Annotated in this window: 19 protein-coding genes; 6 read left to right on the plus strand and 13 right to left on the minus strand. The window is 70.7% G+C overall.

The genetic code is table 11. From position 1 onward, the window contains the following. The first annotated feature begins 97 nt into the window (after positions 1-97). Complete coding sequence (locus ACIPSE_RS02900) at positions 98-1,105, plus strand: sigma-70 family RNA polymerase sigma factor (protein WP_401656713.1); 1,008 nt, start codon at positions 98-100, stop codon at positions 1,103-1,105. Here the strand turns inward: ACIPSE_RS02900 and ACIPSE_RS02905 are convergent. Further along, on the minus strand, positions 998-1,387 hold the full coding sequence (locus ACIPSE_RS02905; RefSeq protein ID WP_401656715.1) for an STAS domain-containing protein: 390 nt from the start codon (positions 1,385-1,387) through the stop codon (positions 998-1,000). The genes ACIPSE_RS02900 and ACIPSE_RS02905 overlap by 108 nt on opposite strands. A gap of 228 nt (positions 1,388-1,615) precedes the next feature. Here ACIPSE_RS02905 and ACIPSE_RS02910 point away from each other — a divergent pair, with 228 nt between their 5' ends. After that, the gene (locus ACIPSE_RS02910) at positions 1,616-2,536 is read left to right on the plus strand and encodes an AEC family transporter (protein WP_401656717.1); all 921 of its coding nucleotides are present in this window, start codon (positions 1,616-1,618) and stop codon (positions 2,534-2,536) included. A gap of 96 nt (positions 2,537-2,632) precedes the next feature. Here ACIPSE_RS02910 and ACIPSE_RS02915 read toward each other — a convergent pair whose 3' ends face one another. The 8 genes from ACIPSE_RS02915 to ACIPSE_RS02950 all read right to left on the minus strand — a co-directional run bounded on the left by ACIPSE_RS02915 (position 2,633) and on the right by ACIPSE_RS02950 (position 12,499). Further along, positions 2,633-3,910 carry a thymidine phosphorylase gene (locus ACIPSE_RS02915; protein WP_401657640.1) on the minus strand — a complete coding sequence of 426 codons (1,278 nt, stop codon included), beginning with the start codon at positions 3,908-3,910 and terminating at the stop codon, positions 2,633-2,635. 93 nt (positions 3,911-4,003) lie between these two features. Further along, positions 4,004-4,408, minus strand: a complete 405-nt coding sequence (locus ACIPSE_RS02920) for a cytidine deaminase (RefSeq protein ID WP_401656719.1) — start codon at positions 4,406-4,408, stop codon at positions 4,004-4,006. Then, on the minus strand, positions 4,405-5,667 hold the full coding sequence (locus ACIPSE_RS02925; protein ID WP_401656721.1) for an ABC transporter permease: 1,263 nt from the start codon (positions 5,665-5,667) through the stop codon (positions 4,405-4,407). The genes ACIPSE_RS02920 and ACIPSE_RS02925 overlap by 4 nt, the downstream gene beginning before the upstream one ends. Further along, positions 5,667-6,785 (minus strand): ABC transporter permease, encoded by a 1,119-nt coding sequence (locus ACIPSE_RS02930; protein WP_401656723.1) that lies wholly within the window; start codon positions 6,783-6,785, stop codon positions 5,667-5,669. Before ACIPSE_RS02930 ends, ACIPSE_RS02925 begins: the two co-directional genes overlap by 1 nt. Beyond that, a complete protein-coding gene (locus ACIPSE_RS02935; RefSeq protein WP_401657642.1) occupies positions 6,782-8,434 on the minus strand; it encodes an ABC transporter ATP-binding protein in 1,653 nt (550 codons plus the stop codon). The genes ACIPSE_RS02930 and ACIPSE_RS02935 overlap by 4 nt, the downstream gene beginning before the upstream one ends. Before the next feature lie 223 nt (positions 8,435-8,657). After that, complete coding sequence (locus ACIPSE_RS02940; protein ID WP_401656725.1) at positions 8,658-9,710, minus strand: BMP family protein; 1,053 nt, start codon at positions 9,708-9,710, stop codon at positions 8,658-8,660. 220 nt (positions 9,711-9,930) lie between these two features. Further along, on the minus strand, positions 9,931-10,968 hold the full coding sequence (locus ACIPSE_RS02945) for a BMP family protein (RefSeq protein ID WP_401657644.1): 1,038 nt from the start codon (positions 10,966-10,968) through the stop codon (positions 9,931-9,933). 289 nt (positions 10,969-11,257) lie between these two features. Continuing rightward, on the minus strand, positions 11,258-12,499 hold the full coding sequence (locus ACIPSE_RS02950) for a M20 family metallopeptidase (protein WP_401657646.1): 1,242 nt from the start codon (positions 12,497-12,499) through the stop codon (positions 11,258-11,260). 460 nt (positions 12,500-12,959) lie between these two features. Between ACIPSE_RS02950 and ACIPSE_RS02955 the strand changes: the two genes are divergently transcribed. Then, a complete protein-coding gene (locus tag ACIPSE_RS02955; protein WP_401656727.1) occupies positions 12,960-13,631 on the plus strand; it encodes a class I SAM-dependent methyltransferase in 672 nt (223 codons plus the stop codon). 79 nt (positions 13,632-13,710) lie between these two features. On the opposite strand, the gene ACIPSE_RS02960 is transcribed toward ACIPSE_RS02955, so the two are convergent. From ACIPSE_RS02960 to ACIPSE_RS02975, 4 genes are read right to left on the minus strand one after another with little or no spacing between them, the layout of a single operon-like run. After that, the gene (locus tag ACIPSE_RS02960; protein WP_401656729.1) at positions 13,711-14,772 is read right to left on the minus strand and encodes a hypothetical protein; all 1,062 of its coding nucleotides are present in this window, start codon (positions 14,770-14,772) and stop codon (positions 13,711-13,713) included. A 52-nt stretch (positions 14,773-14,824) separates the two neighbouring features. Beyond that, complete coding sequence (locus tag ACIPSE_RS02965) at positions 14,825-15,763, minus strand: N-acetylneuraminate synthase family protein (protein WP_401656732.1); 939 nt, start codon at positions 15,761-15,763, stop codon at positions 14,825-14,827. Between the two features lie 13 nt (positions 15,764-15,776). Further along, positions 15,777-17,018 carry a cytidylyltransferase domain-containing protein gene (locus ACIPSE_RS02970; RefSeq protein WP_401656734.1) on the minus strand — a complete coding sequence of 414 codons (1,242 nt, stop codon included), beginning with the start codon at positions 17,016-17,018 and terminating at the stop codon, positions 15,777-15,779. A gap of 32 nt (positions 17,019-17,050) precedes the next feature. Further along, entirely contained in the window at positions 17,051-18,346 is a 1,296-nt protein-coding gene (locus ACIPSE_RS02975; RefSeq protein ID WP_401656736.1) for a DUF6716 putative glycosyltransferase, read from the minus strand. Positions 18,347-18,580: 234 nt separating this feature from the next. On the opposite strand from ACIPSE_RS02975, the gene ACIPSE_RS02980 reads away from it, so the two are divergent. The 3 genes from ACIPSE_RS02980 to ACIPSE_RS02990 all read left to right on the plus strand — a co-directional run bounded on the left by ACIPSE_RS02980 (position 18,581) and on the right by ACIPSE_RS02990 (position 21,978). Beyond that, a complete protein-coding gene (locus ACIPSE_RS02980; RefSeq protein WP_401656738.1) occupies positions 18,581-19,567 on the plus strand; it encodes a glycosyltransferase family 2 protein in 987 nt (328 codons plus the stop codon). Beyond that, complete coding sequence (locus tag ACIPSE_RS02985; protein WP_401656740.1) at positions 19,567-20,901, plus strand: alpha-2,8-polysialyltransferase family protein; 1,335 nt, start codon at positions 19,567-19,569, stop codon at positions 20,899-20,901. The genes ACIPSE_RS02980 and ACIPSE_RS02985 overlap by 1 nt, the downstream gene beginning before the upstream one ends. 228 nt (positions 20,902-21,129) lie before the next feature. Further along, positions 21,130-21,978 carry an FkbM family methyltransferase gene (locus ACIPSE_RS02990; RefSeq protein ID WP_401656742.1) on the plus strand — a complete coding sequence of 283 codons (849 nt, stop codon included), beginning with the start codon at positions 21,130-21,132 and terminating at the stop codon, positions 21,976-21,978. Positions 21,979-22,033 lie beyond the last annotated feature (55 nt).

A 22,033-nucleotide genomic window follows, 5' to 3' on the forward strand; every position in this document is an offset into this window, starting at 1 on the left:
TCGACGACTCCGCACGCCGATGTCAGACCCCTGGGGTAGCTTCCAAGTACGGGGCGCGAAGGCGCGACACGGGAACGGCCACAGGGGTGGGTGGACGATGACGGACAGCACGGCTACGGCGGACCTCGACATGAGGCTCGAAAAACACCGGGTGGAGCTGACGGGGTACTGCTACCGCATGCTCGGCTCGTCCTTCGAGGCCGAGGACGCGGTGCAGGACACGATGGTCCGGGCCTGGCGCAGCTACGACAAGTTCGAGGGCCGGTCCAGCCTCAGGTCCTGGCTGTACCGCATCGCGACGAACGTGTGCCTGGACATGCTGACGGCCGGCAACAAGCGCGCCCGCCCGATGGACCTGACCGAGTCGACCCCCCTCGCCCGGGCGGCCCTCTCCCCCCGCCCCGACCACACCTGGCTGGAGCCGATGCCGGACGCCCGTGTGCTGCCGACCGTCGAGGACCCGGCCGAGGCGGCCGTCGCCAAGGAGTCCGTGCGGCTCGCGTTCATAGCCGCGCTCCAGCAACTGCCCGCCAAGCAGCGGGCGGTGCTGATCCTGCGCGAGGTGCTGGCCTGGAAGGCGAGCGAGGTCGCCGAACTCCTCGACACCTCCGTCGCCTCCGTCAACAGCGCCCTCCAGCGGGCGCGGGCGACGCTCGCGGAGCGGGACGGGAAGCAGGGAGCGGAGGGCGCGGTCTCCGACCCGCTCGACGAGGAGCAGCAGAAGCTCCTGGAGCGGTACGTGGCGGCCTTCGAGGGCTACGACATGACGGCGCTCACGGCCCTCCTCCATGAGGACGCCATCATGACGATGCCGCCGTTCGACCTGTGGCTGACGGGCACCGCGGACATCACGGGCTTCATGACGACGCTGGGCGCGGGCTGCGCCAACTCCCGCCTCAAGCCCGTGCAGGCCAACGGTCTGCCCGGCTTCGCGCACTACAAGCCGGACGAGGAGAAGGGCGGCTACTCGGCCTGGGCGGTGCAGATCCTGGAGATCTCAGACGGGCGGATCACGGGATTCCACTGCTTCCTCGACACCCAGCGCTGGTTCCCGCTCTTCGACCTGCCCCTCCGTCTCGAAGCGGAGGCCGACGAGGTCCAGTAGCGCGTGCAGGGCCGGATCGGGGTCCCTGAGCCGGATCCGGCCCCCGGCCCGCCGTGCGGCGAGCTGGAGCCGGGCCAGCAGATCGACGGCGCCCAGCCCCGGTGGCCCGAGCCCGGCGACATCGCACACCACCGCGCCCCCGCCGCGCGCCTCGACCAGCGCGCGCACGTCGTCGCACAGCCCCGTCACCTCGTCCCGGGTGACGGGGCGGGCGAGCACGAGCACGGCGGGTGTCATGGCGGCGTCCACGAGCGGTAGACCGGGCGGGCGCGGGAAACTCATCGCGGCCCCGCTCCGCCCCGCCATGGCTCCACCCCTCCACGGCCCACCCCACCGCCCCGCCCGGCCGACCCGCCCCGCCGCCCTGCGCAGCCGCCCCGTGCTGCCGCGTCTCGCCTGATGAGGATCACATTGACCTGCGAGCCGCCTTCCCCGGAGGGTTGGCTGTATGCCCCATCGATCAGCACCGCCCTGGATACCGCACGCGCTCCTCGTCCGTGAGGAGGCCCCGTGCAGGGAGTGCTGACCGGCTTCGCGGTCATCGCGGTCGTGATCGGCGTCGGCTACGTCATCGGTCTGCGCGGCTACTTGGGCGACCAGGGCCGGGAGGTCCTGACCAAGCTCGCCTTCCATGTGGCGTCCCCGGCCCTGCTGTTCACGACGCTCGCCCGGGCCGACCTCGGTGTCGTCTTCTCCAGCCGCCTCCTGGTGACCGCCCTGAGCACGGCCGCGGCGGCGGGCGTGTTCGTCACCGTGGGCGCGCTGCGCGGCTGGGGTCTGGGCCGCACCACCATCGGCGCCCTGTGCTCCAGTTACGTGAACTCCGGCAACCTGGGCATCCCGATCGCGGTGTACGTGCTCGGCGACGCCTCGCTCGTGGCCCCGGTGCTGCTCTTCCAGCTCGTCCTGGTCTCCCCGGTCGCCCTGACGGTGCTGGACCTGTCCGGCGAGGGCGGCAAGGGGCCCCTGTGGCGCCGGCTGCTCACCCCGCTGCGCAACCCGGTCGCCGTGGGTTCCCTGGCGGGCGTGCTGGCCGCCGCGACCGGCGTCCGGGTGCCGGGCCCGGTCATGGACCCGCTCACCCTCATCGGCAACATGTCCGTCCCGGCGGTCCTGCTCGCCTTCGGCATCTCGCTGTGCGGCAGCACGATGCCGGGCCGGGGCCCCGACCGCTCCCCCGTGCTGCTGTCCGTCGCCCTGAAGTCCGTCGGCCAGCCCGCGGTCGCCTGGGTTCTCGCGGCGGGCGTGTTCGGGCTGCGCGGTCACCAACTCCTCGACGTGGTGGTGACCTCGGCGCTCCCGGCCGCCCAGAACCTCTACACGTACGCCTCCCAGTACGGCGTGGGCGAGCGGCTGGCCCGGGACTCGATCCTGATGTCGACGGTGCTGGCGGTGCCCGTGCTGGTGGTCGTCGCGACCCTCCTCGGCTGACCCCGGCCGCGGCGGAACCCGCCCGGCCCCGGCCCCGGCGGAACGGCGAGGGGCCCCGACCCGGAGGTCGAGGCCCCTCGCAGGGTCAGGCGGACGTCAGGCGATGCGCTCCAGCACCACCGGCGACGCGGTGAAGCCGGTGCCCTCGGCGGCGATGTCGAAGGAGCCCTCGACGGCCTGGAGGGCGTACTCGAAGCGCTCCGGGGTGTCCGTGTGAAGGGTCAGCAGGGGCTGGCCCTCGGTGACCGTGTCACCGGGCTTGGCGTGCAGCTCGATGCCCGCGCCCGCCTGCACCGGGTCCTCCTTGCGGGCACGGCCCGCGCCGAGCCGCCAGGCGCCGACGCCGACGCCGTACGCGTCCAGGCGGGTCAGGACGCCCGAGGACGGGGCCTTGACGACGTGCTGCTCGCGGGCGACCGGCAGGGCGGCGTCCGGGTCGCCGCCCTGGGCCGCGATCATGCGGCGCCAGACGTCCATGGCGGAGCCGTCGGCGAGGGCCTTGGCGGGGTCGGCGTCGCGCAGGCCGGCCGCGTCGAGCATCTCGCGGGCCAGGGCGAGGGTCAGCTCCACGACGTCCGAGGGGCCGCCGCCGGCGAGGACCTCCACCGACTCGCGGACCTCCAGGGCGTTGCCCGCCGTGAGGCCGAGGGGGGTGGCCATGTCGGTGAGGAGGGCGACCGTCCTCACCCCGTGGTCCGTGCCGAGGCCGACCATCGTGGAGGCCAGCTCGCGGGCGTCCTCGATGGTCTTCATGAAGGCGCCGGTGCCGACCTTGACGTCCAGGACGAGGGAACCGGTGCCCTCGGCGATCTTCTTGGACATGATCGAGGAGGCGATCAGGGGGATCGCCTCGACCGTGCCGGTCACGTCGCGCAGGGCGTAGAGCTTCTTGTCGGCGGGGGCGAGGCCGTCGCCGGCCGCGCAGATCACCGCGCCGGTGGTGTCCAGGACGTTCAGCATCTCCTCGTTGGAGAGCAGGGCGCGCCAGCCCGGGATCGACTCCAGCTTGTCGAGGGTGCCGCCGGTGTGGCCGAGGCCGCGGCCGGAGAGCTGGGGGACGGCCGCGCCGCACGCCGCCACCAGGGGCGCCAGCGGGAGGGTGATCTTGTCGCCGACGCCGCCCGTGGAGTGCTTGTCGGCCGTCGGGCGGGACAGGGAGGAGAACTCCATGCGCTCGCCGGAGGCGATCATCGCGGCGGTCCAGCGGGCGATCTCACGGCGGTTCATGCCGTTGAGCAGGATCGCCATCGCGAGCGCGGACATCTGCTCGTCGGCGACCTCTCCGTGGGTGTACGCGTCGATGACCCAGTCGATCTGCGCGTCGGCGAGTTCGCCGCGGTCCCGCTTGGTGCGGATGACGGAGATGGCGTCCATGGCCATGGAGGGCTTTCCTTCCGAACGTTCAAAGAAGCGCGCGGCCCCCCGAAGCGCCGGCCCGGGGGCCGGCTCGGAGGGGCCGCACGACGGCTACTTCTGGGTGAGATGGTCCGGGCCGAAGGCCTGGGGCAGCATCTCGGACAGCGGCAGGACGCCCGCCGGGGTCTCCAGCAGGAGGCCGGGGCCGCCGAACTCGTACAGCAACTGCCTGCACCGGCCGCACGGCACCAGCACCTCGCCCTGCCCGTCCACGCAGGTGAAGTGGGTGAGCCGGCCGCCCCCGGTGCGCTGGAGCTCCGAGACCAGCCCGCACTCGGCGCACAGGCCGAGCCCGTAGGAGGCGTTCTCGACGTTGCAGCCGGTGACGGTGCGCCCGTCGTCGACGAGGGCGGCGACCCCGACCGGGTAGCCCGAGTAGGGCGCGTACGCGTGGCTCATCGCCTCGCGGGCGAGTCCCCTGAGGGCGTCCCAGTCGAAGCCGTCGGACGACGTCACTTGCCTTGTCCCTTCCGGTACGGCAGGCCGTCCGCCTTCGGCATCCGCAGGCGTTGCGCGGACAGCGACAGCACGAGCAGCGTGATGACGTACGGGCTGGCCGTCACGACCTGGTTGGGGACCTCGTTCGTCGTGGAGTACCAGACGAACATGAGGGCCGAGATCGCGGCGGTGATGACGGCCGGGACGTACCGCTTCTTCCACGCCAGGTAGACGACGCCGGCCACCAGCAGGATCGCGATGAGCAGGATCAGCGCGTGGACGTTGGTGGTGCCGCCGCGCAGCTTGAGGCTGTCGGTGTAGCCGAACAGGCCCGCGCCGAGGGCGAGTCCGCCCGGCATCCAGTTGCCGAAGATCATCGCGGCGAGACCGATGTAGCCGCGGCCGGCGGTCTGGCCGTCGAGGTACACGTTGGACGAGACGATCGACAGGAAGGCGCCACCGAGGCCGGCGAAGCCGCCGGAGATGATCACGGCGATGTACTTGTACTTGTAGACGTTGACGCCGAGGGACTCCGCCGCGACCGGGTTCTCGCCGCAGGAGCGCAGCCGCAGACCGAACGAGGTGCGCCACAGGACGTACCAGGTGGCGGGGACGAGGGCCACCGCGATGACGGTGAGCGGCGAGAGGTTGGTGATCAGACCGCCGACGAGGCCGGCGATGTCGGAGACCAGGAACCAGTGCTTGTCGTTGAGGGTCTCCAGCCAGCCGGAGAGCCCGGGCACGTCGAAGGTGCCGAGGGACTCGATCGGCGGGGACTGCTTGGAGGAGCCGCCCTCGGCGTTCTCGAAGGTGAACTTCGACAGGTAGCGGGTGGTGCCGAGCGCCAGGATGTTCAGGGCCACACCGGAGACGATGTGGTTGACGTTGAAGGTGACGGTCGCGACGGCGTGCAGGACGGCGCCGAGCGCACCGCCGATGATGCCGACGAGGACGCCGGTCCACGGGCCCCACTGGTAGCCGGCCCAGGCGCCGAACCAGGTGCCGAGGATCATCATGCCTTCGAGGCCGATGTTGACGACGCCCGCGCGCTCCGCCCACAGACCGCCGAGGCCGGCGAGGCCGATCGGGACGGCGGCACGCAGCGCGGTGGACGTCTGGCCGGTGGACGTGATGCCGTCCGCGCCGGTGATCAGGCGGACGATCGAGACCAGGATCAGGACGCCCGAGACGACCAGGAGGAGGACGGGCAGCGACATGCGGCGCCCGCCCCTGCCGGGCTGCTTCGCCGCGGGCTTGGCGATGGTCGCGGTGCTCATCAGACCGCCACCTCCTTCTTGGTGTTGGCGGCGGCTGCGGCGAGTTCCTCACCGACGCGCTTCTGCTGCCGGCGCAGACCCCACGAGCGGACGACCTCGTAGGAGATGACGACCGCGAACACGATCAGGCCCTGCATGATCGTGGCGATCTCCTTCTCGTACGGCTCGGGAGTCGCGTAGTCGAGGGCGGGGGACGCCTTGTCGAGGAAGGCCCACAGGAGGGCGGCGAGGGCGATGCCGCCGGGGTTGTTGCGGCCCAGCAGGGCGATGCCGATGGCGGTGAAGCCGAGACCGGCGGGGAAGCTGAGGCTGTACGTGTGGACGTCGCCGAGCAGCAGCGGCAGGCCGGAGATGCCGGCGACGGCTCCGGAGATCAGCATCGCGGTGAGGACCATGCGCTTGGCGTTGACGCCGGAGGCCGCGGCGGCGGTCTCGGAGGCGCCGGTGGCGCGCAGGTCGAAGCCGAAGCGGGTGCGGTTGAGGACGAACCAGTAGCCGATGCCGATGGCGATGGCGAGGAAGACCAGGCCGTAGATCTCGCCGACGTCCGCGCCGAGGTCGATGCCGGGGACCCAGCCGGACTCCTTCATCACCCCGGTGGTGACGTTGTCGCCGAGCGGGACGCCCCAGTTGTCGGTGAGGGTGAGGTAGCCGATGACGCTGGTGGCGATGGAGTTCAGCATGATCGTCGCGACGACCTCGCTGACGCCGCGGGTCACCTTCAGGACACCGGCGATGCCGGCCCACATGGCGCCGGTGAGCGCGCCGACCAGGAGCAGCAGGGGCACCTGGAGGGCGGCCGGCAGGGCGACGTGCGCGCCGACGACGGCGGTCATCATGGCGCCGAGGCGGTACTGGCCGTCGACGCCGATGTTGAAGAGGTTCATACGGAAGCCGAGGGCGACCGCGAGGGCGGCGATGTAGTACATCGACGCCTGGTTGACGATCAGGACCTGTACGTCGGAGTAGCCGGCCTGCTCGATCATGAGCCGGTAGGGCTCGATCGGGTTCTTGCCGGAGGCGATCAGCACGACCGAGGTCAGCAGGATCGCCGCGACGAGCGCCAGGGCCGGTCCGGCCACGGCGAGGAGCACGCGCTCCTTGTCGAACTTCTTCATCGGGCCTCGTCCTCCGGGGCGCTTTCTTCCTCGACGTTCTCCAGGTGACCGGTGGCGGCACCCGTCATGGCGGAACCGAGCTGCTCCGGGGTGATCGTGGCGGGGTCGGCGTCGGCGACCAGCCTGCCGTCGTAGATGACCCGCAGGGTGTCCGACAGGCCGATCAGCTCGTCCAGGTCGGCGGAGATCAGCAGCACGGCCAGGCCCTCGCGGCGGGCGTCGCGGATGCGGTCCCAGATCTGGGCCTGGGCGCCGACGTCCACACCCCGGGTGGGGTGGGCGGCGATCAGGAACTTGGGGTGGTGGCTCATCTCGCGGCCGACGATCAGCTTCTGCTGGTTGCCGCCGGAGAGGGAGGCCGCGGTGACGTCGATGCCCGGCGTGCGGACGTCGTACTCCTCGACGATGCGGCGGGTGTCGGCCTGGGCGGCCTTCGGGGTGAGCCGGAAGCCCTTGGCGTTGGGCGCCTCGGTGACATGGCCGAGGATGCGGTTCTCCCAGAGAGGGGACTCCAGGAGCAGGCCCTGGCGGTGCCGGTCCTCGGGGATGTAGCCGACGCCGGACTCGCGGCGCTTGCGGGTGGCCCAGGAGGTGACGTCCTCGCCGAGGAAGGCGATGGTGCCGGAGTCGGCGTTCTTGGTGCCGATCAGCGCGTCGATCAGCTCGGTCTGGCCGTTGCCCTCGACGCCCGCGATGCCCATGATCTCGCCGGCGTGGATGGTGAAGGAGACGTCGTCGAGGACCTTCTTGACGTCGCCGCCCTCGGCCGCGAGCCCGACCCCGCCGGACGGTTCGGCCTCGACGCCCAGGGAGGCGCCGCCGGACGCGTACACGGTGAGGCTCTCGACGGTGACGACGGGCCGGTCGGTGACCGTGGACTCGGCGGTCTCCGGGGTGGGCAGTTCGCTGCCGACCATCATCTCGGCGAGCTGGCGCGGGGTGGTCTCGGCGGGTACGGCGGTGCCGACCGTCGTACCGCGGCGGATGACGGTGATGTCGTCGGCGACGGACAGCACCTCGCCGAGCTTGTGGGAGATGAAGATGACCGACAGGCCCTCGGACTTGAGCTCGCGCAGGTTGTCGAAGAGCGCGTCGACCTCCTGGGGCACGAGGACCGCGGTGGGCTCGTCGAGGATCAGGGTCCGGGCGCCGCGGAAGAGGACCTTGAGGATCTCCACGCGCTGCCGCTCGGCTACACCGAGGTCCTCGACCAGGGCGTCGGGGCGGACGCCGAGGCCGTAGCGCTCGGAGATCTCCTTGATCTTCTTGCGGGCGGCGCCGCCGATGCCGTGCAGCTTCTCGCTGCCCAGGACGACGTTCTCCAGGACGGTGAGGTTGTCGGCGAGCATGAAGTGCTGGTGGACCATGCCGATGCCGCGGGCGATGGCGTCGGCGGGGCTGGAGAAGGTCACCTGTTCGCCGTCGACCGCGATGGTGCCCTCGTCCGGCTTCTGCATGCCGTAGAGGATCTTCATCAGGGTCGACTTGCCGGCGCCGTTCTCGCCGACGAGGGCGTGAACCGTGCCCTTCTTGACCGTCAGGTGGATGTCGTGGTTGGCGACGACACCCGGGAATCGTTTGGTGATCCCCGCCAGCTCGACCGCGATCGTCGACGGCGCGGTGAGCGGAGGGCTGCTGGTCGCGTCGATGGCGCACTCTCCTTGTGGAAGGGGCCTATCTACGCGCGTAGCGCCCCTGCTTTAAATAGTGCCCGGATGTGACCGGCTTCGTTGAAAGCCGATTTGTTCCGAGCATTCTGCCGCGCGAACGGGGCACATCGAGCCATGCTCCACGTGCCCCGTTGCGCGGTCGTCACGCTGCCATTACAGCGCTTGTGCGGCCAAGGCCTGTGACCGGGTCGGGATCAGAAGGTCAGGAGGTCTTCACCGTGATGGAGCCGTCCTTGATGCCGGCCTCGGCCTTCTTGATCGCGTCCTGGATCTCGGTGTTGTCGGCGAACTCCGGGTTGGAGTTCGAGACGCTCACGCCGCCGTTGGAGAGCGAGCCGCGGACCACACCGGTCTGCGGCTTGCCGTCGTGCACGGACTGGGCGAGGTCGAAGACCGCACCCTCGACGTTCTTCATGGCGGACGTCAGGATCGAGGCCTTGTACGCCTTCAGCGCGTCCTGCTTGTACTGGTCGGAGTCGACGCCGATCGCCCAGATCTTGTTGGCGTTGGCGGCCTTGATGACACCCTGGCCGGACAGACCGGCGGCGGCGTACACGACGTCCGCGCCGTCGTCGATCTGGCCCTCGGCGGCGCTCTCGCCCTTGTCGGGGCTGGAGAAGCCACCCTCGGCGGCGGTCTCGGTCAGGTACTGCGACTTGACCGTGACGCCCTTCTTGGTGTCCTCGACGCCCTGCTTGAAGCCGGCCTCGAACTTGTGGATCAGCGGCACGTCCACACCGCCGACGAAGCCGACCACGTTGGACTTGGTGGCCTTGGCGGCGGCGACACCGGCGAGGTAGGAGGCCTGCTCCTCGTGGAAGACGAGGTCGGCGACGTTGTCGGCCTTGACCTGCTCGTCGTCGACGATGCCGAAGGTGGTCTTCGGGTACTTGGCCGCAGCCTCCTTGACGGCGGGCGCGTACGCGTAGCCGACACCGATGACCGGGTTGTAGCCCTGCTTGGCGAGGTTCTCCAGGCGCTGCACCTTGTCCGCGTCCGACTCGCCGTCCTGCGGCTCGACGGCGGTGGACTTGTAGCCGAACTCCTTGTCGGCCTTCTCCAGACCCGCGGTGGCGGCGTCGTTGAAGGACTGGTCACCCTTGCCGCCGACGTCGTACGCCAGGGCCAGACCCAGGTTCTTGCTGTCGCTGCTGCTGCTCGACGACGAGGTGGACGAGCTGCCGCAAGCGGACGCGGTCAGGGCGAGAGCTGCGGTAGCAACACCCGCAACGGTGATACGGGACACCCGGCGCATGGAACGTGACTCCTTTGTGCAAGCGCCCATACCAGGCGCTGGTTCCGCCGCAGCGTAACGCGCGTAGACCAGACGGAAAACCCCTTCTGTCCGGTCCGTTATCGAGCTGTGGCCACAGATGGAGCCCAGGTTACGTACAGCAGTACGCCCCTTGCGGTAGGCAAGGGGCGTATGGCCTGCAAAGGGCCCGTAGGGCCTATCGGACTTGGTCCGGAGGGGGTCAGGAGGTCTTGACCGTGACCTTGCCGTCGATGATGTCCTGCTTGGCCGCGTCGACCGCCGCGACGACGTCCGTCATCGCCTTGTACTTCGGGTTGGAGTCCGCGAAGCCGACGCCGCCGGACTTGAGGTCACCGCGCTGGACACCGGTGAGCGGCTTGCCCTCGTAGACGGACTTGGCGAGGTTGTAGACCGCGCCGCCGACGTTCTTCAGGGCCGAGCCGAGGATGTAGTCCTTGTAGCCCTTCAGGGCGTCCTGGCTGTACTGGTCGGAGTCCACGCCGATGGCCCACACCTTGTTGGCGGCGGCCTCGGAGATCACGCCCTGACCGGACAGGCCCGCGGCGTGGTAGATCACGTCGGCGCCCTTCTCGATCTGGCCGCTGGCCGCCTCCTTGCCCTTGTCGGGGCTGGAGAAGCCGCCCTCCTGCGGAGTCTCGGTCAGGTACTGGGACTCGATCTTGATGCTCGGGTCGACGGACTTGACGCCCTGCTCGAAGCCGGCGCCGAACTTGTGGATCAGCGGGATGTCCACGCCGCCGATGAAGCCGACGTGCTTGGCCTTGGACGCCTTGGCGGCGGCGACGCCCGCGAGGTAGGAGGCCTGCTCCTCGGAGAAGACCATGTCGGCGACGTTCTTCGCCTGGACGGTCTCGTCGTCGATGATGCCGAAGGTGGTGTCCGGGTACTTGGCGGCGACCTCCTTGATCGCCGTGGCGTAGATGTAGCCGACGCCGATCACCGGGTCGTAGCCGGACTTGGCGAGCTGCTCCAGGCGCTGCACCTTGTCGGCGTCGGACTCGCCGTCCTGCGGCTCGACGTCCGTGCCGCCCATCTTGAATTCCTTCTCGGCCTGCTCGAAGCCGGCGTACGCGGCGTCGTTGAAGGACTGGTCGCCCTTGCCGCCGATGTCGTACGCCAGACCTATGCCCTTGCCGGAGTAGCTGCCGTCCGCGGACTTGGACGACTCGTCCTTGCCGGCCGACGTGCTGGACTCGCCGCACCCGACGGCCGCGAGGGCGATGACCGAGACGGCCACCACCGCCTGGGAGAACCTGGTCCTCCGAGATGTCCTTCGAGAGATGGAACGCACTGCAAGCACCCCTTACATCCCCACGGCCCGTCGCCGGTCCGCAATCCCCAATGAGCCGCCAACGGTGGCGATTTCGGCGCACAGTAACGCGCGTAGAAGTCGTGGGGAACGGGGTTCGTCGCGGCCGTTATCGAACCGTGCCGACTTCGGGTTACGTTCGCGAGGCGCCGGTTACGGCGGGGTGACACAAGGGGACGAAGGGGCACCAAACCGGTGCCCCTCCAGGTCGGACGGCTCAGGCCCCCGCGTCGAGCAGCGCGGCGGCGGTAAACAGCTCCACGCCGACGGTGATGGCGTGTTCGTCGGCGTCGAAGTCGCCTTGGTGGAGGTCGCGCACGGTGCGCTCACCGGGGGTGCGGACACCGAGGCGGGCCATGGCGCCGGGCACGTGCTCCAGGTACCAGGAGAAGTCCTCGCCGCCCAGGCTCTGCTCGGTGCCCTCGACGGAGGCGGCGCCGCGGCGGGCGGTCATGGCGTCCCGGAGCAGCTCGGTGACGTCCGGGTCGTTGACGACCGGCGGGACGCCGCGGACGTAGGTGATCTCGGACTTGGCGCGGTGCAGATTGGCGATCTCGTCGATCGCGGCGACGACGATGTCCGGGGCCGCGCGCCAGGCGTCCAGGTCCAGGCAGCGCACGGTTCCGGACAGTTCGGCGTGCTGCGGGATGACGTTGGGCGCGTGGCCGGACTCGATCCGTCCCCAGGTCACCGCGAGGCCGCTGCGGGTGTCGACCCGCCGGGCGACCAGCGGGGAGACGTCGGTGACGACGCGGGCGGCGGCGGTGACGAGGTCGGTGGTCAGATGGGGCCGGGCGGTGTGCCCGCCGGGGCCGTCGAGCGCGACCTCCAGGCGGTCACAGGCGGAGGTGATGGCGCCCTGGCGCAGTCCGATGCGCCCGGCGTCGACGCGCGGGTCGCAGTGCACGGCGATGATCCGGCCGACGCCGTCCAGCACCCCGCACTCGATGGCGTCGGCGGCGCCGCCGGGCAGGACCTCCTCGGCGGGCTGGAACAGCAGCCGTACCGGGCGGGGCAGCCGGCCCTGCCGGTGCAGTTCGGCGAGGACGAGGCCGGCGCCGAGGACGACGGTGGTGTGCACGTCGTGGCCGCAGGCGTGGGCGCGGTCGGGCACGGTGGAGCGGTAGGCGCACTCACTCTTCGTGTCCGGGATGGGCAGGGCGTCGATGTCGGCCCGGAGGGCGAGCATGGGCCGCCGGCCGTCCCACTCGCCGATGTCACAGATGAGCCCGGTGCCGACGGCCAGCACGCGCGGCCTCAGACCGGCCTTCTCCAGCCGCGCCTTGATCGCCGCGGTGGTTCGGAACTCCTGGTTGCCGAGCTCGGGGTGCATGTGCAAGTCGCGGCGGAAGGCGACGAGTTCGGCAAGCAGGGCGTCGGACAGCACACCGGGAAGCGCGGCTCCCGGGGCGACGGCTGCCGCTTCCCCGACCGGTTCGGCCTCGGACTCAAGGGACATCAGTTGCTTCACCCTCTGAAGGGTAGGACGCGGAGGTGGCCAACTGACCCTCGATCAACAAAAGTTCAACCCGTTAGGGGAAGAAAATCTGGCCGCCCGACGCATGCGTGTCGACTGGGATGGGTAAACTCGCCCGGCTTTCCGGTCGGATGGATCATGGAATCCACGGAGAGTGACGGGGAAACGACCTCGCCCACACTCCAGGGGTACCACGCCGCCCCGCCGTCCCGTCGGTGATGTTCACCAGTCGGGACAAGGCTTGGGCGGTACTCCACCCTCCCTCTGCCGAGACGCTTGTTCCGGTCCCGGAATCATCACCGCCAGGCGGCGGTTCCGCCACGCGGGGTGATCCGGCATCCCGCGAACACGCAGAGTGACGACAGGTGGACGTGCGGTACCGCCTTGCCGAATTCACCTGGACGGCCCAGGAGCCGCCGCTCCCCTCGCTAGGGTGCTGCGCGTGAAAGCCGACCACCCCGACTTCATACGGGCCACCGCCACCTCGTACGACGCGATCGCCGGTGACTACACGGCGCGGTTCTCCGACTGGGCCGGTGTGCCCACCTTCGACAGAGCGCTGATCGACGGGTTCGCGGCGCTGGTGAGGGAGCGCGGCCGGGAGCCGGTCGCCGACGTGGGGAGCGGGCCCGGGACCGTCACGGCGCGGATGCACGGGCTGGGGGTGCCCGTCTTCGGGGTGGACGTGTCGCCGGGGATGGTGGCGCTCGCCCGGCGGAACCATCCCGCGCTGCGCTTCCACGTCGGGTCGATGACGTCCCTGGACCTGCCGGACGCGACGCTCGGCGGGGTCCTCGCCCTCTACTCGGTCATCCATGTGCCCGACGAGGCGCTGGCGGGCGTCTTCGCGGAGTTCCGGCGGGTGCTGGTGCCCGGGGGGTATCTGCTGCTGGCCTTCCAGCTCGGCGACGGCGAGCGGACCACGCATCTGCATCTCGCGGAGCGGTTCGGTCACCCCGTCTCGCTCGACTACTACCTGCGCTCCCCCGAGCCGGTCACGGCCCTGCTGGCCGAGGCGGGCCTGGCCCTGCACTCCACGGTGGTCCGCGAACCGGAGGGCGAGGAGAAGCGCGGGCGCGTCTTCGTCCTGGCCCGCAGGGCGGGCCGGGACTGACCGGCGGTACCGGACCGGGACCGGCCCGCCGCACCCGGGGCCGGTGTCCGGTGTACCGGTGCGCGGGTACGCGGGTGCTCTAGACGATCACCGCGGCCAGCCGGTGGACGTCCTTCGCCGTGCCGGTGACCCCGGAGAGGAAGCCCTGGGCGCGGGGGGAGGCGTGGTCGGTGAGCCAGGCGGGGTCGATGTCGCAGACGGCGACCTTGACCTCGGTGCCGGCGAGGGCGAGGGGCAGGGTGTGGACGACCGTGGAGGGGAAGCTGAGGATGGTCCGGCCGATCGGGCCGCGCCGGGCGATCAGCTCCAGCGGGAGGTCCGGGCGGACGATCTCCAGGCCCGTCTCGGTCGCCAGCCGGTGCAGCTTGTCGGTGCTCTCGCGGCGGTGCGCGAAGTAGCGGGTCGTGCCGTGTGCCTTGGCCAGGGTGCGGACGGCCTCCAGATAGCGGTCGCCGTCCACGACGCCCGTCTCCACCAGCGAGGTGCCCACCATGTCCGCGCTCCTGGTGATGCGCGGCGGGCCGAAGCGGGCGCGGGTCCAGGTGAAGGCGTTGGACGTGTGGGTGACCCCGTCCGGCAGCTCCGCCATCGGCATCGACGAGAAGATCTCCACGTGCCGGTCCCCGGCCGGGGTCAGCCGGCGCCGGGCCACCGAGGAGACCGGGGCGAAGACCAGGTCGCGCGGGCCGGGACGGCCGCCCTTGCGGTGCCAGCGGACGAAGCGTTCACCGCCCGCCAGCTGGGCCACGAACTCCATCGTGGCGGTGCCGTCGTCCACCACGACCAGGTCACGGGCGCGGGTGATCGTCAGCAGCAGCTGCACATAGCGGGAGAACGGGTCGCCGAGGACGATCCGTTCGGCCCGGCGGAGCCTGCCCGCGAGGCCGCCGATCGTCTGGAAGGGGGCGGCGGGGCCGCCGCGCGCCTCCTCCCAGCGGACCTCGTGGCCCTCCTCGCGGGCCAGCTCCGCCATCCGGCGGAGCTGACCGCGGGTCATGGGGTCCGTCGGGGACAGCACCACGAGGGTGAGCTCCGCGCCGGGCGCCCGGACATGCGCCCACTCCAGCACGTTCAGCAGCTGTACCGGGCTCTCGACGAAGGCGAGAGTGCGGGGGCCGGGGTTCCCGGCGCGGCGGCTCATCGACGTAGGACCGTCCCCTAGGCGATTTCAGGCTCGGTTGGGCGAGGTGGTGTCAGACGCCGACGGGCTCACCGGCCGCCGCGGCGATCTCCGCCTCCGCGACGACGCCGGAGACACGGCGCAGCTTCTTCATCGGGCCGAGCTCGGAGTCGTAGACCTTCTTGACGCCGTCGCCGAGGGAGGCCTCGATGGTGCGGATGTCGCGGACGAGGCGCACGAGGCCCTGCGGCTCGACGGAGGCCGCCTGGTCGGAGCCCCACATCGCGCGGTCCAGGGTGATGTGGCGCTCGACGAAGACAGCGCCGAGGGCGACCGCGGCCAGCGTGGTCTGCAGGCCCGTCTCGTGGCCGGAGTAGCCGATCGGGACGTTCGGGTACTCCTTCTCCAGCGTGTTGATCACACGGAGGTTGAGCTCCTCGGCCTTGGCCGGGTAGGTCGAGGTGGCGTGGCACATGACGATGTTGTCCGAGCCGAGGACCTCGACCGCGTGGCGGATCTGGCGCGGGGTCGACATGCCGGTGGAGAGGATGACGGAGCGGCCGGTGGCGCGCAGGGCGCGCAGCAGCTCGTCGTCGGTCAGGGACGCGGAGGCGACCTTGTGGGCGGGGAGGTCGAACTTCTCCAGGAAGGCGACGGCCTCGGTGTCCCACGGGGAGGCGAACCAGTCGATGTTCTTGCTCTTGCAGTACTCGTCGATCTGGCGGTACTCGTCCTCACCGAACTCCACGCGGTGGCGGTAGTCGATGTAGGTCATGCGGCCCCAGGGGGTGTCGCGCTCGATGTCCCACTGGTCGCGCGGGGTGCAGATCTCGGGGGTGCGCTTCTGGAACTTGACGGCGTCGCAGCCGGCTTCGGCGGCCACGTCGATCAGCTTGAAGGCGTTCTCCAGCTCACCGTTGTGGTTGATGCCGATCTCGCCGCAGATGTAGACGGGCCTGCCGGGACCGACCTCGCGGGAACCGAACTGACGCAGACGGGAGTTGGTGCTCATGGCTGAACTGTCCTTACTTTTCGAGGGAGTCGAGAGAGGGGCCGAGGATCCAGCTGGCGATCTCTCGGATCGCGCCGTCGCCACCGGGGACGGTGGTGACCGCACGGGCGGCGCCGCGTACCACGTCGTGGGCGCTCGCGACCGCCACGGGCCAGCCCACGAGGGCGAAGCACGGGAGGTCGTTGACGTCGTTGCCGACGTAGAGCACGCGCTCGGGCGCGATGCCCTGCTCCTCGCACCACTGCTTGAGTGCGAGGTCCTTCCGGTCGATGCCGTGCAGAACCGGGATCTTGAGTTTCCGGGCCCGGGCGGCGACGACCGGGTTCTGCTCCGTGGAGAGGATCAGCATCTTCAGCGCGCTCTTGCGCAGCGCGGCGATGCCCAGTCCGTCCCCGCGGTGCACGGAGACGAACTCCTTTCCATCGGCGTCGATCAGCACCCGGTCGTCGGTCTGGGTGCCGTCGAAGTCCAGTACGACCGCGTCGATGTCGTCGGCGGTCGGCAGCGAACCGGGGAGGTCCGCGTCGAAGAGGGGGGCCAGCGCGCGGGCGCGGGCCAGGTCGTGCGGGTCGTCGATCTCCAGGACACGCGCGGGGTCGGTGCGGACCAGTTCGGTGCGGCCGAAGAAGCGGTGCCGGCTCTCGCGGAAGCCCGCCGCGTCCATGGCGTAGGCGGCGCCGGTCTCCAGGAAGTCCTGGGGGCGGTCCTGGCGGCGGGGGCGGTACGCCTTGTCGTGGTTGACGCCGGAACCGCCGCCGTCGGCGGGCTCGGCGGTGTGCTCGGCGTCGCGCCAGACGAACCCGTGGAAGGGGGCGACGGTGACGGCCGTGTCGGCGCCGTTCTCGACGATCGCGGCGGCGACGCCGTCGATGTCCTCACGGACCAGGAACGGGCTGGTGCACTGCACGAACACGATCACGTCGACGGACGCCCCGTGCAGCGCCTCGTGGGCGTCGACGGCGTGCAGGACGGCGGCCTCCGAGGTCGCCGTGTCACCGGCGATCGCGGCGGGGCGCAGCACAACCTCGGCGCCGGCCTGCCGGGCGGCGGCGGCGATGGCCTGGTCGTCGGTGGAGACGACCACGTCCGTCACCAGCCGGGTGGCCCGGCACTCGCGCACGGCCCGGGCGACCAGCGGTACGCCGCCCACGGGGGCGAGGTTCTTCGCGGGCACGCCCTTGGAGCCGCCGCGCGCGGGAATCACCGCGAGCACGCGGCGCACCGTTGCGCCTGGGCCCGCTTGCGGGTGGGACATGGGGTCTGCTCCTTGGGATGAGGTCGTGCGGCTCACAGCTCGCCCATCCGCCGGATCACGGGCGCCACGCGCTGCACGCCGTGCCGGTAGGCGCCCCGCGCGGCCCGGCGCACGATCTGCCGGACCGGTCCGGGTGCCTTGTCGGCGGCGGGGGCGCCGGGCAGCGGGCTGCCGTCCGGGCCGAGGTGGTGGCGGGCGAGGATGCCGGGCAGATAGCCGGGCGCGGTCTCGGGTGTGTAGTACGGGGTCAGCGGGGCGAGGTCGCCGGCGAGGAGCTTGGTGATCCGCTCGCGGGCCGCGTCGAAGGCGCTCTCGTAGGCGCCGTCGGCGGCCATGACGCCCTGCCGGGCGACCCACTCGGGGTCCGGCACGGGCCGGTGTCCGGCGTCGAGCTGGTCCCAGGAGGCGAGGCAGCCGGAGCCCACGAAGTGGTGGTTGCCGAGGACCTCCCGGATGCCCAGGTCGGTCAGCACGGCGGTCGGCACCCTGCGGTGCAGCGACTCCAGGGCGGCCGTGGAGCTGATGGTGACCAGCAGGTCGGTCCGGTCCAGGACCTCGCCCATGTTCCCGTACACGAGGCGGAAGTTGGGCGGCGGATCGAGCTTGTGGACCAGCTTCTGGTACGGCTGCTCCTCGATGTGCGTGGTGTGCTCGCCGGGCTTGGAGCGCAGCTTCAGCAGCACCTCGCGCCCGGGGTGCAGCCGGGCGTGCCCGATGAGCCGGTTCAGCAGGTACGTCCGGTCCTCGCGGCTGTCGGGGACGGACGGCTGGACGGCGAAGACGACCGTGTACGGGTCGTGCTCCCCGGCGTAGGGCGCGCCGCCGAGGAACGGCAGCGCGACCTCCGTGACCGCGGAGGCGTCCGCGCCGACCCCTTCGTACACGGCGCGGAACCGCTCCGCGTCCTGGCGGGAGTTGGCGAGGACCAGGTCGGCCCCGTGGCGCAGCAGCAGGCCGTCTGCGAGCTTCTCGTAGACGACGCCGACGTAGCCGGTGACGACGACGGGGCGCTTCCCGCGGCCCGCCCAGAGCCGGTCGAGGCCGTGCAGCATCGCCTGGACGCCGCCGCCGACGAGGGCGAGGACGACGATGTCGTAGGTGTCCTCGGCCATCGCCCGCAGGAACTCCACGGACGTGACCTCGCGCAGCGACTCCGCCTCCACGCCGACCTCGGCGAGCTGGCGCGCGGTGGGCGTGGCGCGTCCGCGCAGGAGGAAACCGCTCAGGGCGAGGGGCCCTTGCGCTTCCTGGCGGGGGGCGATGCGATGGGCGGTGAGCGCACCCCATTTCCAGCGGGTGTCGGAGTCCGCGAGAACCGCGATGCGCATCGGCGTCGTTGTACTTGCTGGCGTACTTGCTGGCACGTCCAAGACGCTAGGAAGCGAATTCGAGGTGCGGCCCAACCTCGAATCAACGAAAAGTTAACAACAGACCACCGAGAGCCGAACTGGCCCGCGGGCAACAGGGAAGTACAAGGGATGCACCGTTCCGACACATTGAGTTCACCCTCCGTACCATCACTGTCAAGTTCCGCTGTCGGGCGCCCTTCTAGGGTTTCGCAGGTGCCAAAGCTTTCCGTGATCGTGCCGTTCTACAACGTGCAGCAATATGCGCCGGAGACTCTGCGAAGTCTGCGGCTCAACGCCCGCGACGACTTCGAGTTCATCCTCGTCGACGACAAATCGAAAGACGAAACACCAGCCATTCTCGAACAGGCGGCCGAGACCCTTTCGGACGTCGCGCGGGTGAAGTTCATCCGTCATGAGGAGAACGGCGGGCTCGCCACCGCGCGCAACACCGGACTGGACGCGGCGACCGGCGAGTACCTCACCTTCCTCGACGGGGACGACTGGCTCGCGCCGGGCTACTTCGCCGAACTGGTGGCCGCCATCGAAGGGCTGGGCTGCGACTTCATCCGTACCGACCATGTCCAGGCCACGGCCCGCGCGCGTTCGCTGCACCGGGCGCCGGTGGGGCTGCGCGACACGGTGCTGAACCCGCGCGAGGCGATCCTGCCCGCCGACCGGACGACGTCCGTGGACTACGCGTACGCCTGGGCGGGCGCGTACCACCGCAGGCTGCTCGACAAGGGGCTGCTGCACTTCACGGACGGTCTGCGCACCGCGGAGGACCGGCCGTGGATCTGGAAGCTGCACCGGGAGGCGGAGTCGTTCGCCGTGGTCGGCCTGCTGGGCGTGTTCTACCGCCGCGGGGTCGCCTCCTCCCTCACCCAGATCGGCGACGCCCGCCAGCTGGACTTCATCCGCGCCTTCGACCAGGTCGTCGAGGACACCTCGCGGGACGCGGACGCCGACCGGCTGCTGCCCAAGGCCGTGCGGACGTACTGCGCGATCATCGCCCACCATCTGTCCGACGAGGCCAAGTGGGAGCCGGCCGTGGCCAAGGAGCTGCGGACGAGGAGCGCGGCGGCCATAAAGCGGATGCCGCAGGACATGCTCGGCGACGTACTCGACACGATGGACCTGCACCGCTCCGCCAGGCTGCGACGGCTGCGGCGCCGGGTCACCACAGTGAAGGCGGTCGCCTGATGCCCCGCGGGACCACGCAGATCTTCTGCGCCTCGACGCTGTACGGGGTGGCCACCCTCGCCGCCGCGATCGACTCCGATCTCTTCGAGGAGACGGAGCGCCGGGTGCTGCTGGTGTTCAACAACTCGGCGACGCCGGAGACGACTTTGGCGCTCGACGAGATGCCGGGCTTCGAGCCGCTGCGCGACCATTTCGACGCGGTGCTGTCCTGGAACGAGGCGATCCGGCCCTTCCACCCGGGCGCCTGGACGCCGCGCGCGGACGACGTCCCGCTCTTCGAGCGCTATCTGCGGCTGCTGTGGGATCTGGGCGACGACCGGGTGGAGCTGGTCCTGGAGTCCATCCAGGTCACCCCGGCGCTGACCGTGGCCCAGCTGTTCACCGGCGCCCCGGTGCACGTCTACGCCGACGGGCTGATGTCGTACGGCCCGACCCGCAACAAGCTCGACCCGCTGGTCGGCACGCGGGTGCGCAGGCTGCTGCATCTGGACCTGGTGCCGGGCCTCACGCCGCTGCTGCTCACGGAGTTCGACGTGCCGGGGCAGGTCGTGCCGACGGGCGCGTTCCTGAAGGTGATGAGCGAACTCGCCGAGTCGGTGGGTGAGCTGCCGGTGCTGCCGGACGGCTCGGCGCTGCTGCTGGGCCAGTACCTGTCCGCGCTGAACATCCTCTCCGTGCGGGAGGAGGAGGACCTGCACGTGCGGATGATGCGCGGGGCGGTCGAACGCGGGCACCGCAGTGTGGTGTTCAAGCCGCACCCCACCGCGCCCGCGCGGTTCAGCCGGGCGCTGGAGACCGAGGCCGTCGAGCTCGGCGTGGACCTGCTCGTCCTGGACACGCCCGTTCTGGCCGAGGTGCTGTTCGAGAAGTCCCGCCCCGCTCTGGTCGTGGGCTGCTTCTCCACGGCGCTGTTCACGGCGTCCGCGTTCTACGGCCTGCCCGTCGCCCGGATCGGCACGGAGCCGCTCCTGGACCGGCTCACGCCGTACCAGAACAGCAACCGGGTGCCGGCGGTGCTGGCCGACGCGGTGCTGCCGGACCTGGAGGGGCGCGCGGGCGAGGACCCGCTGCCCGGCGACGAGCTGAACGGTCTGGTCACGGCGGTCGGGTTCACCATGCAGGACCGGATCTACCCGGCGCTGCGCGGTGCGGCGGAGAGGTACCTCTCCCAGCGGCTCCGCCCGCGCACCCAGCGGTACTTCAAGAAGAAGCGCCTGACGTCGCTGGGGCTGCCCGGGGGCATTCCGGAGCGCCTGTCGTTCCTCCCCCACAACGCCACGGCCCGCCGGGTGGTCCGCCGGGCCCGCGCCCTGAAGCGGGCCGTGAAGCGCTGACGGAGCGGTCGGCCCGCACGGAGCGGGCACCCTGCCCCGTCCCCGCGCGCCGGGGGCGGGGCAGTGCCGTCCACCGGCCGGGCGCGGGTGAACGGACAAAGAACGCGAGCGGAATTACCGGCCTACCGGAAAAGTAATTCGAGCAGTATCCGGGGCTGATGGATTCCGGTCGGCTCTCACCTTTCACAAAGCTGCGACATGGCCGGTTCGCAGCCCTACCATCGCGGGATGCGTACCTCCCAGCTTGAAGAATCCAATGCCCGGACGCTGGCTCACGCACCAACTGTCCGACCGGTTTCCACGGGCGACATCATCCGCACGCATCGCAAGAAATTCCCTTACCGGGGTCTCGTCGAGATCGACTCCCCGTACTGTCCGCCGTTCGTGATGTTCTGCGTCAACGACGAGGCGGTGGCCCTCGACACGGTGTGGAACGGGCGGTTCGGGTACGAGCCCGGCAGCCTGTCCACCTGGGCCCGGCTGGCCGCGAAGAGCGCGACGATAGCCGACGTCGGCGCGCACGTCGGCTACTTCTCGATGATCGCCGCGCTGGCCAGTCCGAAGGCCAGGGTCCATGCCTTCGAGCCGGTGGACGAGATACACGCCCGGCTGGCGGTGAACCTGCGGATGAACAACGTCCAGAACGTCAAGCGCTTCCAGGCGGGGGTGTCCGCCGCGGCCGGCTGGGCGGAGATCAGCGTCCGTTTCGCGGGCAATCTGCTCTCGACCGGCTCGTCACTGGAACACGGCGCGGACGACGCCCAGTTGAAGCGGATCCAGCTGCTGGCCCTGGACGACGTGTTCGCCGGCGGCAAGCTGGACCTGATCAAGATCGACGTGGAGGGCCACGAGATGTCGGTCCTCCAGGGCGCGCGCCAGGTCCTCAAGCGCGACCGCCCCACGGTGATGCTGGAGGCGCTGGTGGGCGCCCCGCTGGATCCCCTGCTCGCCGAGTTCGAACCCCTGGGCTACGACGCCCACTGGGTGGCCGAGGCCGACGGCGAACTGATCCCGTCGTACGCCCCGCGCCCGCGCGGGACACGGAACCTGCTGTTCACGCCGCACACGCAGGCGTGAACGGGTGAGCAGGTGAGCGGGTGGGCCCCTCGTGACGGCGAGGGGCCCACCCGGC

It is taken from the genome of Streptomyces sp. NPDC090106 (assembly GCF_044747265.1).
Lineage (GTDB): Bacteria > Actinomycetota > Actinomycetes > Streptomycetales > Streptomycetaceae > Streptomyces.

What these genes read in the sequence shown, in the direction of transcription:
- ACIPSE_RS02900 (WP_401656713.1), top strand. Translation starts at nt 98, where the DNA reads ATGACGGACAGCACGGCTACGGCGGACCTCGACATGAGGCTCGAAAAA.
- ACIPSE_RS02970 (WP_401656734.1), bottom strand. Translation starts at nt 17,018, where the DNA reads ATGTCCCACCCGCAAGCGGGCCCAGGCGCAACGGTGCGCCGCGTGCTC.
- ACIPSE_RS02975 (WP_401656736.1), bottom strand. Translation starts at nt 18,346, where the DNA reads ATGCGCATCGCGGTTCTCGCGGACTCCGACACCCGCTGGAAATGGGGT.
- ACIPSE_RS02940 (WP_401656725.1), bottom strand. Translation starts at nt 9,710, where the DNA reads ATGCGCCGGGTGTCCCGTATCACCGTTGCGGGTGTTGCTACCGCAGCT.
- ACIPSE_RS02960 (WP_401656729.1), bottom strand. Translation starts at nt 14,772, where the DNA reads ATGAGCCGCCGCGCCGGGAACCCCGGCCCCCGCACTCTCGCCTTCGTC.
- ACIPSE_RS02930 (WP_401656723.1), bottom strand. Translation starts at nt 6,785, where the DNA reads ATGAAGAAGTTCGACAAGGAGCGCGTGCTCCTCGCCGTGGCCGGACCG.
- ACIPSE_RS02990 (WP_401656742.1), top strand. Translation starts at nt 21,130, where the DNA reads ATGCGTACCTCCCAGCTTGAAGAATCCAATGCCCGGACGCTGGCTCAC.
- ACIPSE_RS02905 (WP_401656715.1), bottom strand. Translation starts at nt 1,387, where the DNA reads ATGAGTTTCCCGCGCCCGCCCGGTCTACCGCTCGTGGACGCCGCCATG.
- ACIPSE_RS02985 (WP_401656740.1), top strand. Translation starts at nt 19,567, where the DNA reads ATGCCCCGCGGGACCACGCAGATCTTCTGCGCCTCGACGCTGTACGGG.
- ACIPSE_RS02915 (WP_401657640.1), bottom strand. Translation starts at nt 3,910, where the DNA reads ATGGACGCCATCTCCGTCATCCGCACCAAGCGGGACCGCGGCGAACTC.
- ACIPSE_RS02950 (WP_401657646.1), bottom strand. Translation starts at nt 12,499, where the DNA reads ATGTCCCTTGAGTCCGAGGCCGAACCGGTCGGGGAAGCGGCAGCCGTC.
- ACIPSE_RS02925 (WP_401656721.1), bottom strand. Translation starts at nt 5,667, where the DNA reads ATGAGCACCGCGACCATCGCCAAGCCCGCGGCGAAGCAGCCCGGCAGG.
- ACIPSE_RS02965 (WP_401656732.1), bottom strand. Translation starts at nt 15,763, where the DNA reads ATGAGCACCAACTCCCGTCTGCGTCAGTTCGGTTCCCGCGAGGTCGGT.